At 46.5% G+C, this 11,858-nt stretch carries 8 protein-coding genes; all 8 read right to left on the bottom strand.

The window, feature by feature from the left end:
- Positions 1-160 precede the first annotated feature (160 nt).
- The 8 genes from C7460_RS17220 to C7460_RS17185 all read right to left on the bottom strand — a co-directional run bounded on the left by C7460_RS17220 (position 161) and on the right by C7460_RS17185 (position 11,779).
- Positions 161-1,276, bottom strand: coding sequence for a DUF2914 domain-containing protein (locus C7460_RS17220; RefSeq protein ID WP_115869372.1), 1,116 nt, complete (start codon positions 1,274-1,276; stop codon positions 161-163).
- Between the two features lie 99 nt (positions 1,277-1,375).
- Entirely contained in the window at positions 1,376-1,855 is a 480-nt protein-coding gene (locus tag C7460_RS17215; RefSeq protein WP_115869371.1) for a hypothetical protein, read from the bottom strand.
- Complete coding sequence (locus C7460_RS17210) at positions 1,845-2,627, bottom strand: hypothetical protein (RefSeq protein ID WP_115869370.1); 783 nt, start codon at positions 2,625-2,627, stop codon at positions 1,845-1,847. Before C7460_RS17210 ends, C7460_RS17215 begins: the two co-directional genes overlap by 11 nt.
- 215 nt (positions 2,628-2,842) lie before the next feature.
- The gene (locus C7460_RS17205) at positions 2,843-3,433 is read right to left on the bottom strand and encodes a hypothetical protein (protein WP_115869369.1); all 591 of its coding nucleotides are present in this window, start codon (positions 3,431-3,433) and stop codon (positions 2,843-2,845) included.
- A 248-nt stretch (positions 3,434-3,681) separates the two neighbouring features.
- On the bottom strand, positions 3,682-4,869 hold the full coding sequence (locus C7460_RS17200) for an AGE family epimerase/isomerase (protein WP_115869368.1): 1,188 nt from the start codon (positions 4,867-4,869) through the stop codon (positions 3,682-3,684).
- A complete protein-coding gene (locus C7460_RS17195) occupies positions 4,869-6,248 on the bottom strand; it encodes an MFS transporter (RefSeq protein WP_115869367.1) in 1,380 nt (459 codons plus the stop codon). The genes C7460_RS17200 and C7460_RS17195 overlap by 1 nt, the downstream gene beginning before the upstream one ends.
- 20 nt (positions 6,249-6,268) lie before the next feature.
- The gene (locus C7460_RS17190) at positions 6,269-7,456 is read right to left on the bottom strand and encodes a glycoside hydrolase family 130 protein (RefSeq protein WP_115869366.1); all 1,188 of its coding nucleotides are present in this window, start codon (positions 7,454-7,456) and stop codon (positions 6,269-6,271) included.
- A gap of 177 nt (positions 7,457-7,633) precedes the next feature.
- Positions 7,634-11,779: a two-component regulator propeller domain-containing protein gene (locus C7460_RS17185; RefSeq protein WP_115869365.1), complete on the bottom strand. Its 4,146-nt coding sequence runs from the start codon at positions 11,777-11,779 to the stop codon at positions 7,634-7,636.
- Positions 11,780-11,858 lie beyond the last annotated feature (79 nt).

Here is an 11,858-nt window from a genome sequence, read left to right as displayed (position 1 = left end):
CGAAAATCGTTTGCAGGAAAGAAGAAAAATCGAAAAATGGCATTCTAACAGGGTATTATACATCTTCAATTGAAATGGTGATAATCCATTAAAAAGAGTGCTTTCGTGGAAAGACTATAAAAAATTGTGGACTCGCCTTTGAAATCAGCGTGAGGTGCTTCTAGAAATTTGTAGAATGAAGTCGTGGAGCGTTGGTAGAATCTACTGCCACGATTTCAAAATCGATCACGCCTAGCACCAGCTCTTCTTCAGTGAGCACCTCTACACTCCATAGCCCGGGCCATACGTTTTGTTTTTTGGTATACCCACGATACCCACCATCTCTCCCACCTGTGATCGGGTAGCTGATATCTTCTACGGTGTACCACTCTTCCTTCTGAGGGTTGTAAGCTTTCCATCGGTGGAAAATATCCTTTTTGATATCTGTGGGTGCAAAAATAGATGTGAAGATATACACAGGCTCTTGCGGTAAGCGCTCATAAACTGGTCGGTAGCTCCGCCAAAACACATACCAGGCATCTTTTTCATAAGTTACCTCATACTCATTGCCTTCCTTTTGCACGGCATGTGCTACCAGACCATTATTCAATGCCAGCGGAACGGGTGGAATGAGGCGAAAGAAATAGAAGCAATTGATAAAAGCATACACCCCTACCAGCAATGCCAGCAGCCTGCCAAGCTTTACCTCTTCGCGGGTGGATGGACTCTTGCGGTAAATCACCAGTACCAGCGTAAGTGTAATCCCCAGACTGGTGAGACCAGAGACCACAAAAATGAACGGGCTGATGGCCTTGACAAATACAGGTATGATGAACGAGAAAAAAGTGATGCTGATGAACAGGTATAGTCCAAACTGCAGGTATTTATTGGATATGCGTTTTTTGAGGAGTTCGTTGGCAAAGAAGAGCACCACCAGTATCACAAAAAAGGACAGTGTCTTCGACAAAGAAACGCTCCGAGAAAAGTACACCACATAGGCGCTGCAAAGCGCTCCAAAGAAAAACTGGATGGCCAGTGGAAAGTAGTGGGCATATTTTTGAATGAGGGTTCGGTCCCATCGGCCGTCAGGTATGCGGTTGAAGATGTAGAGACAGACCGTGAGCAGCGTCATGTGGGAGCTCAGGATGGTGAGGTCATATAGCCTGTCTATGCGACCAAGCGTGAGCGAATCGAAGATAAAACCACCGATAAAGAACGCAATGAGCAGGTATTTCTCATGGCGATCGACAAATGCTTTAAGTGGACTTTTCTGATACCTGGCAATGACTGCTTTCATGGAATGGTATGATCAGCTTATTCTTCGCTTGCAAGCAAGGCCGCAATTCCTCTAACAAGGACTTTTAAGCTAGGTTATTGTTTGGACTTGACCTGTATTTTAATCAAAATTGAGCATCCCGTAGGTCTCATTGAATGGCGTTCGAATATTTATAATATCAAACCTGGCATTCGTATTTAATTTAAGAATTTGATGAATCTTGAGACATTCTTCATCTGAGGTAACAAAGTGGGTGATGGGATCTTCTACATCTGCCTGAGCAAACAGCTTACTGTCGTTTGGAATGATGTTCCTGTTACTCAGGTTAAGTCTATTTTTCTCACTAAATATGATTTTAGCGAATTCACCTGCTTTTACACCATGCTCCACATTGAAAGGAACGACTTGCAAATTTCTCCAAGGCAATTCATCAATGCTTCCTCTCACACAGTACTCAGCGATGGAGATAGTTGAGCATTTCAATATGATGTCTTGCTCCAAAAAGTATTTAAAGTACCCTAAAGCGTTAGAATGAAGACTATCGTTTTCGTTGAGCAAACGAATAAAGAAACTTGTGTCAAGCAAAACACTATGCTTCATAATTCCCTCTTATCGTATTTAGCCAATCGTCGGCATCATTTACATCCGACCATTTTGCACTTGCTTTCTTCATAAGAGATGAAAGATAATTTTGATCGTACTTCGGGCTGTAATCAATGAGCTCAATCAATTTCAAGCTAGACTTGTCCATTTCAGTAGTCTGAACATTTTGCTTGCCGATTGCTCGTACTCCAAACTCTCTATATAGCAAGTTTTCTTCCTTCTCACCAAGGAAAGCTCTATCAGTTTGGATAGTTAAAGATCCTAGGTCTTCTGTGTCCAGATGAACATTGGCTTTGTTTTTTCCGCCAGCACTCGTCAGTATTCCATAAAAGTAGAACTCGGCATCCACCCAGATATTTTGGGTGCGGATATATCGAGTTTTACTATTAATCTTCAACTCGTTGCTTTGGTCTACAGAGGTTTTTATACTTAATTCATAATTATTCTTGAGCGCATTTTCCTGTAAGTTCTCTATGGCCTGTGCAGATTGCGCTTCTAAAAAATCGACAGATTCAGAAGACCTCATCTGCCCTATCACCGCGTTGAAACCAATAACTGCTTGAAGACTAGTCTTAATAATGTGCTTGACTGACCCTGGTTCAATTGAATAACTAATTGTCGGTCGGTCTTTTCTACCAGTAGGAAAAAGCAGACTTTCTGCAGTTTGCAAAATGGTAATTATTTCACGGATATCGTAGTTGTCTGGGGTGAGCTCAATACTCCCTCTACTTCCGGTGATACTTATCTCTATATGTCCAAGATTTTCCACTATCCAAATGTAATTAAATCTATGCTGTGAATCTAAGTGACGTCACAACGATACTTCAAGTGATCCCTTTATTGCTACTGCTACTATTTTCTTTCTTTTCAGACAAAGAATATACCAACAAGACCGTCCATGTAGACTTTTGTCACAATCTTAAACCTTAAAAGTAGTGTTGCCGTGAGATTAAGGCAACTTCCTAATGGAAGTAAGAATTGGGCCTACTTCTGTTTTTTCTTTTTTGGAGGCTTACAGGTTTTACAGTAATCACTTAATATTTCGATCTCGGATAGCACTTGCTGGTGCTCCATTTGAAGTAAGTCAGACTTACGTCCCAAATCTGTTTGCTTCAATACTCTAGCATGCTCTTCGTTCATATTTGCCTGTATTTCTTCATAAATGGGCTTATAAAAGCTGACATCTGAAAAAGCGCCTTTACATTCATTTAGTTCTTTTCTAAATCGACGTGCATACAACTCAGTCAAATCAAAACTGTATTTTCCAAAATTGAGAAGCTGGTGGGCCGTAAGTGAATCAGGAGCAGTTAAAACAGCGGCCGATCGATTAAATGTGGTAGCCACCTTTGAATTGAAATTTTTAGTGAACATGAACTGACCAGTGGTCATATGAAAACTAAAATCAATATTCGCCCCTGAGTACAAGGAATATGACTTAAAACTTTCATTTATCTCTGTCTGTGGAGATTGAAAGTCTGTCAGCTCTAGCTCAAAAGTCGGTGCCCATTCAACAACAGATTGACCAAAAAGAATAGTGGCCGAGAGGTTTAAAATTAACACCAGAATAAATTTCATAAATGGAAGGTTTTCAAAAGATGTTCAGCACAAATCTGTTGGAAATTACTCACTAAAAAGTATTTCTTGAAAGTTGGTTAAAATATAAATTTCTGCCGAATCTAATCTCATTGGCCTCCAAGTATGATCTTCTCCTTATCAACCATTTGGGAGAGCTTCGATAAAAAGGAAAACTTATAAATCACCCAACTACCCCCTTAAAACACCCCAAAAAATCAAGTATTGCGAAGTTTCTATCCCCTTGCCTTCTAATTCTCCATCCTGCGGATCAACTCCAGCATCGCACGGCCATTGTGATAAGGGCACTTCCAGGGGCCAGCCAAATCTTCTGTAGGGATTACTTCTCCATCCCGATTTACACGCCAGTACCACTCTCCCTCCTCGCGGATGAGTGTTTTGCAGACAAACTGCCACACCCGCTCAAAATCGACCAGATACTTTTGCTCACCAGACAACTCAAAGGCATTGTAAAGCCCTACCAGGGCTTCTGCCTGTGGCCACCAGTGTTTGTCAGTATCAGTCAGTCCGTGTGTGTTGGCTTCATTCATAAGCCCTCCATCGGCATCAAGACCGAGCAGCGCTGCATCGGTCATCAGCAAGCTTACTGCCTTTACTTCTTCAAGCAACACAGCATCTCCCAGCACCTCAGCAGCTTCATGCAGCAGCCAGGCTCCTTCTATGTCGTGCCCAAAAGAAATCTCATCGGATTGCAGCTGCCAGTCATCATCAAAAAACAAATGAAAATGTCCCGCATCGCTAAGAAATCGGCCTTTCATCAGATCGATTAGATTGGCCAGTTGCTGAGCAAGCCGCTCGTCTTTCCACACCCGATACAGGTTAGTATATGCCTCAAGTACGTGCAGATGAGTATTCATCGTTTTGGTGGCGTTCAGGTCTTTCTCACTTAACCGCACATCATCCAGCGGCTGCCAGTAGCGGTCCAGTGCCTCCAGATAGCCATTGCGCTGCACATCAAAGCTATGCTGCTCTACCAATGCAAAAAGACGCTGAGCCACCTCCAGCGCATAGTCCTGACCGGAAGCCATGTAGTATTCTGAAAGCGCGTAGATCGTAAAAGCCTGCGCATAGATTTGCTTTTTGGTCTCCACGGGTGCTCCCGAAGCATCCACCGACCACACTATGCCTCCAGCTTCTTCATCGACAAAATGCTTCATCAGGTAAGCGTACGCATGGTCTGCCTGCTCCAGTGCCGTGGGCTCTTGCGTGGTATTATACGCAGCGCTGTAGGTCCACAGGATTCGTGCGTTGAGGATTACCCCCCGTTCTGCATCGCGATGCAACACACCATCTCCGGTCATCTGCCCATAAAAGCCTCCGTTGGGGTCTTTCATGGTTTGGGTCCAAAAGCCCAAAATATTGGACGCTAGAAGTTCTTTAAATTCAGACACATACGCCTGTTTCTTGTTCGAATCCATTATCCTGCAGCTTTCAGTTCTTCACCTACTTTTTTCATAAATGCCTCGTCAAGCTTATAGACACGCATAAATACGAAGGAAAGCAATGCTCCCACTCCCGCAATTACACTGATCATGAGACGGATACCCAGCAAGGCCTCTTCGCTTTGTACAGCATTTGGCTCAAAGCCAAACCCCGCCAGCAACCAACCAGAAATGGCTCCACCGATGGTCCAGCCAAACTTTTGGGACATGGACGAAGAGCTAAAGACAAGTCCGGTAGCTCTACGGCCGGTCTTCCACTCGGAGTAGTCGGCTATGTCGGCATACATAGACCAGCCTAGTGGCAAGATCACCCCTGCAGAGATCCCTATGAAGATATTGAGTGTGAAGATGAGGATAATCTGATCCGGCTGTAGCGCAAAAAACAAGAAGCTCAAGGCTGCCGACACCAGCGCCGCACGGCTAAAGGTGGTCTTTTTGCCCCAGCGAGCAGCCAGTGGTTTGGCCAGCAAAACCCCGATGATATTCGTACCCAGCCATACCGACATGTACACCGAAGAAAGCACCGTGGAGGTCAGTTCATAGGTGCTCCCCAAAAGCTCTAGCTGCTGATCTTGCACATAGTATTTGAAATAATAGAGAATGGAGCCATCACGGAGAGAGTTGAAGATCAGAATGGAAATATTTGCCCCCAGCATGATAAACCACGGCAGGTTTTTGGACAAGTCTTTTAGGTCGTCTTTTAGACTGTTATGCTCCTGCTTAGGAGGAGCCAGTCGCTCGCGTGTACCTAAAAAAGTGAGTAAAAACAGCACCGCAGCCACCACCGCATAGAGGGTAATGGTATACTGAAACCCCTGCGCCTGTGTGCCGCCTGCACTGAAGTACTCCACGAGATAGTTGGCAGAGGCGGTCACAAAAAGCCCACCTGAAAACGCCCCAATAAATCGCCATGAGGCAAGGGAGGTACGCTCTACGCCATCATCAGTCATCACCGCCATCAGGGAGCCATAAGGCACATTTACGAAAGTGTAGGCCATCATCATCAGCGTATACGTGATGTAGGCATAGACCAGCTTTCCATCCGCAGTGAGGTCTGGAGTGGTAAAGGTGAGCACCCCAATAATACCAAAAGGCACCGCCCCAAAGAGTAGAAAAGGCCGAAACTTCCCCCATCGGGTGCGGGTACGATCGGAAATGATGCCCATTAGTGGATCATTCAGGGCATCCCACACCCTGGTGACCAGAAACATGGTACCCACGGCAGCCGCCGAAATCCCAAATACGTCGGTATAGAAAAACAACAAAAACATGGAAAACAGCTTCCAGAACATAGAAGACGCAAAGTCTCCCAGTCCATAAGCCATTTTTTCGCGAAGTGCTATTGGAGTGCTCATAGTATGATGCGATTAGTAGCCTAAACCAGCCCCTGATCTTTTAAAAATTGGAGGTTTTGGTCGATAAGCGCATTGCGGGTCTGCACGCTGGCATAAGAGCGCAAACCATCTTCTGGTGTGTTTTTACAGTAGTCCACCAGTTGCTCCACGGTGCTGGTAGCCACATGCATGCGCGTATCTGAGGAGGCATAGTAGATAAATACCTCTCCGCTCTCGCGGGCAATCCACCCATTGGTGAACAGTACGTTGGATACATCCCCTACACGCTCTTCTCCTAGCGGACTCATGAAATGCCCACCAGGTCGATGGATAACTCTGGCCGGATCATCCAGAGCTGTCATAAACATGTAAAGCACATAGCGCAGACCTGCAGCCGTATTGCGCACACCATGTGCCAGGTGCAGCCAACCGTCTTTAGTCTTGATAGGTGCCGGCCCTTGCCCATTCTTCACCTCCTTGATGGTGTGGTATACTTTCGGGTCGATGATCTGCTCACCTGCCACGCACGCATGCTCCATGCTGTCTACCAGTCCCCAGCCGATTCCTCCGCCTTTTCCTGCATCGATGAAGCCATCCTGCGGTCGAGTATAGAGCGCATACTTGCCATTCACATACTCTGGATGCAGCACGACATTACGCTGCTGGCTCCCTCCGGAATCCAAATCGGGCAAGCGTTCCCAATTTTTCAGGTCTTTGGAGCGGGCTATCCCACACTTGGCATCTGCGGCAGATTGATCATACTCTGGAGCATTTTTGGCTCGGCGCTCCGTGCAGAACAGCCCGTAGATATACCCGTCTTCGTGAGCCGTGAGACGCATGTCATAGACATTGGTGTCGGGCTCACTGGTCTCAGGCAGTGTGATAGGGTGGTCCCAAAAGCGAAAGTTATCCACTCCGTTGGGGCTTTCCGCTACAGCGAAAAAGGACTTACGGTCATAACCTTCCACTCGTACTACGAGCACATATTTGCCTTCAAAAAACAATGCCCCAGAGTTAAAAGCGGCATTGATGCCCTGACGTTCTTGCAAAAAAGGGTTTGTGGCAGGGTTGAGGTCATAGCGCCAATGCACAGGTGTATGCGCCGCGGTGATTACCGGGTTTTCATAGCGCTGAAAGATGCCGTTATTGGTCGGTGTAGGTGTGTTTTTGGTGGTTAAAAAGTCTTCGTGAGCAGCGAGCAGCGCTTTTACTTTTTCGAGTTGGTCCATGATTATCGTTTAGCTAAAGTTTTGTTTCTACTGTGTAGCGAGCAAAGCATAGCACCTACTCGCAGCTGCAAGATGATCAAACTACGCTGTGGATTAGTGGTGCATTTTGCACAAAAGAGGTAGGCAAATGTTTAGGACAGTCGATAGCGCAAGGTTTAGCCTGCTTTTTCGTGCGGATTAGCTCTCCGATTCGGCAGCTTCTGGCTTGCCATAGGCCGAAGGATTTACCCCAAACTGCTTTTTGAAGCATTTCCTAAAATACGGCAAATCTGAAAACCCAACCTGATAGGTGATCTCCGCGATGGTCAGTTCGTTTTGACCAATGAGCTGGGCCGCTCGTTTCAGGCGTATGGTGCGAATAAACTCGTTGGCGGATTGGCCTGTCATGGCTTTGAGTTTGCGGTACAACTGCATTCGGCTAAGCCCCACGTCTCTGCCCAGGTCCTCCACCGTGTAGTCGGAGTTAGACATGTTGTTTTCAATGCTCTCGAGTGCTTGCTCGATAAATACCTCATCCGAAGATGTAAGCGTCACTTTTTTGGGCTCGATCACCAGCTCATCATTATCCCTAAACAGCTTTTGCAACTGCCTACGGCTTTTGATCAGGTTGCGCACCTTGATGAGGAGAAGCTGTGAGTTAAACGGCTTGGTGATGTAATCATCAGCCCCATGTTCGAGCCCTTCCACCTGAAAAATAAATGAGGTACGCGCTGTAAGTAATATCACGGGAATGTGCGAAGTGCTGACATTGGATTTCAGCTCTTTGCAAAAGCTGATACCATCCATTACCGGCATCATCACATCACTGATCACCAGCATAGGTATTTCTTCCAGTGCTACATCAAGCCCCTCTTTGCCATTTTCTGCCTCCAGCACAATGTACTTACCGTGAAAGATTGACTTGAGGTATGCACGTACGTCAGCATTGTCTTCTACAATGAGCACCTTGTCCATTTCAGATACATCTACAGTCACAGTGGTAGTTTCGGCATGCGCCAAATGCTCATCCAGTGGTTCATATAGCGCAATGTGATCGCTATCTTTAAAATCTGCAATCAACTGATCTTCAGCGAGGTGCTCTCTTCCTTTAGGAATGGTCAGTTCGAAAGTAGTGAGTTCATGTGGTGTACTCTGCACCGCTATGGTACCTCCGTGCAGCTCTACCAGGCTTTTTGTCAGGGCGAGCCCTATGCCCGTGCCGCCTACCTGCGTGTCTCCACCGCTATAAAACCGCTCAAACACACGCTGAGATTGATCCAGCGCCACACCTGAGCCATTGTCCTCCACTTTGATGTGGACATTATCTTGATTTTCTACCAGTTTGATCGTTACCCTTCCCCCTGTAGGCACATATTTGAAAGCATTAGAAAGCAGGTTAAAAATGACTTTTTCAAATTGATCCCGATCAAAATACACCTTGATCACATTGGAGGTGGCATGTAGCTGAAAATCAATGTTGCGTCGCTCGGCCAGCGCATCAAAAGACAGCTTGATCTCTTTTACAAACTTGACCAGATTGCCCTCAGCAGCCCGAAGTTGAACCTTGCTACTTTCGATCTTTCGAAAATCCAGAAGCTGATTAACGAGGCGAAGCAAACGCTGCGTATTGAGGCTTACGATGGCCAGCTGCTCCTTGAATAGCTTTCCGCCCTCACCAGACTTTACTAACTGCTCGATGGGATCCAGGATCAGTGTAAGTGGCGTTCGGAATTCGTGAGACACATTCGTGAAAAACTGCAGCTTGGCTTTGTTCAGCGCTTCCAGGTTTTCCTTTTCCAGGCGCTCCAGTTTCAGGTTGTTGGCATAATTGGCGCGGATGATAATCATCTTTCGGAATAGCATCAGGACCACCCCGATGATCAGCACATAGCCGATAAAAGCCCAGCGTGTACGCCACCAGGGAGGCAAAATCACGAGTTTGACTTCCTCAGACTGTTCACTCCAGAGCCCGTCGTTGTTGCTAGCTCGCACGCGAAAGGTGTAATTGCCATCTGGAAGGTTGGTATAGTTTGCAAAGCGCTGATCTGAAGCCGTTAATCGCCAATCCTGATCAAAGCCTTCCAGCATAAAAGCGTATTTATTTTTACCTGGCGCCGCAAAGTGCATGGCCGAAAAAGTAAACTTCACAGAGCTTTCATAGTGGTTGAGGACCAGCTCTCGTCTTTCGCCGGTAGCTCGCCACCATTGGCGGTCAGGGTCATTTTCCAGTTGACGGAGGGGCTGATCGAAAATGGAAATGTCATTGATCGCCACTTGAGGTGGATGAGGGTTGAGTGAAAGCTGCTTCGGGTCGATCACATTGAATCCATCCGGACCACCAAAGTACAGCAGCCCATCGGCATCTTTATGCGCCACATCGTTGTAAAAAAAACCGCCCTGGATTCGGTCTTCGGTATCAAAATGATTGATGAGGGACACGTTCCCCGGCGTAACATTGAAGACCGTCAGGCCTTTGAAATTGGCGAGCCAAAGCTGACCTTCATTGTCAGTCAGCAGCGAGTTTACTTCATTGGTGACAAGACCGTCCTTCTGTTTAAATACGATAAACCGATCTTCAGAAGTATCCAGGTAGTTGAGCCCTTCCTCTGTTCCCACCCAAAGATCTCCATTACCAGCGGGCGCTATTTTCGTAATAAAAACATTACTCACTTGCGTTTCGTCCATTCCTACAGTATAGTGGTTTTCGATCTCTAACTCCTCATCACTCACCCGCAAGTGAAGCAGTCCTGATCCTCGCGTACCCAACCACAGCGTTTGATTCTCAGCATGCATCGAGACAATTGGCGAACGGGTGAAAATTTCATCCTGGTACTCCTTTACCTGCCCATCAGCCATGATTCGATTGAGGCCGTGATTCCAGGTGCCCACCCACATGGAGCCATCTCCACCTTCCTTCAGAGACATGATATAGTCATCGGAAAGCAACCCATTGCCGGCATGGTAGTGTTTGTAGTTGGATACCTGAAAGCCCCTATTGTCCGGGTGATTAGGATCAAACTGTATCACTCCGGTACCTGCTGTGCCCAGCCATAGATGGCCCTTTGAGTCTAAAAAGAGTTTTTGTACAAAATCCGAAAAGCCTTCGCGCTCCTCCATCTGGAGCTCATATGCTCGAAATCGCCTCGACTTTTTATCAAAACGAAAAACACCTCCACCAAGCGTGCTCACCCACAGGTACCTACCCTCCCCCACGAGCCCGGTGATGATACTCCCACTGGCATCAAAAGCGCTCGTTTGGTACTTCACAAAATCTTTATCGTACGTATCGAGCCGATTGAGGCCTTTTTTGGTGCCTACCCAAAGTACCTCGGTGGCATCCAGGTAAATATCCATAATGGTGGGATGTGACATACTGGTAGTAGACACTTCTTGAAATTGCTGCGAGGTGATGTCAAACACCTGCAGGCCCAACTCTGAACCAACGAGCAGAAAAGGTTTAGTACCTTTTACAGGCAACAAGCTCCGAAAAAAGCTGTAGCCAGACTTCTCTCGGGGATACATAAAATTGCGTAGCTCCTGGCCATCGTACCATTTGAGCCCTTTCTTACTCGAAATGAACACCTGCTCTTTTCCCTCTACCACCAGGCTGGTAATCTTGTAGAGGTAATTGTGCAAATCATGAGCCTGCGGGTCTTTTTTATAGAGCAGGGGCAGCGTTTCGATGATGTCACCATGCTCAATAACGAGTCGATTGGCACCATACTCCGTGCTCAGCCACAGTCGGTTAGTGTGATCTAGATAAAGTCCATTGATAAAATCGTGTATCAGTCCGTCTTTTCGTCCATAGGTAACAAACGCAGAAGACCCTTTTCTGAGGACGTTGAGGCCATTTTCGGTGCCCACCCACAGGTGTCCCTGATGGTCAATTTGCAAACTCCAAACATTGTTATTGGACAGGCTACTACCGTCTCCACGCTGGTGGGTGTACTGGGTGAAATGCTCTGTGTGCTTATCAAAATAGAAAAGTCCGGCCACACGAGTACCTACCCATAAGTTGCCAAGGGAATCTTCCACCATGGCCGTAACCTTAGTGCTTTTGAGCGCATGTGGATCTTCTGCAGAGGCAGTGAAAATTTTGGTTTCATAGCCATCATACCGCACCAGACCCGACCAGGTACCTACCCACAAATACCCCTCACTATCTTGCAGGATGTCATTAACAGACCGCTGATTCAGTCCCAACTTTAGCGGTAGCTGATCAAAGATCAAGGACTTATCGGGCAATGCTTCCGGCTGGGCGTGTAGCATAAACTGAACAAGAAAAGCAAGACATGCAAGCCGTATGCTTTTAGGGGTTCTATTCGTTCGGTTGGCTCTGCTCATATCCTCAATTATACTAAGATGACGCTAAATACCTCCTGCCGAATAACGTCAACAAGTCAAATACGTGATTCATTGGCTC

Origin of the sequence: Marinoscillum furvescens DSM 4134, assembly GCF_003386095.1 — a bacterium.
Taxonomy (GTDB): domain Bacteria; phylum Bacteroidota; class Bacteroidia; order Cytophagales; family Cyclobacteriaceae; genus Marinoscillum; species Marinoscillum furvescens.
Note: the sequence above shows the minus strand (reverse complement) of the source record. Positions and strands in the feature narration are given on the sequence as shown.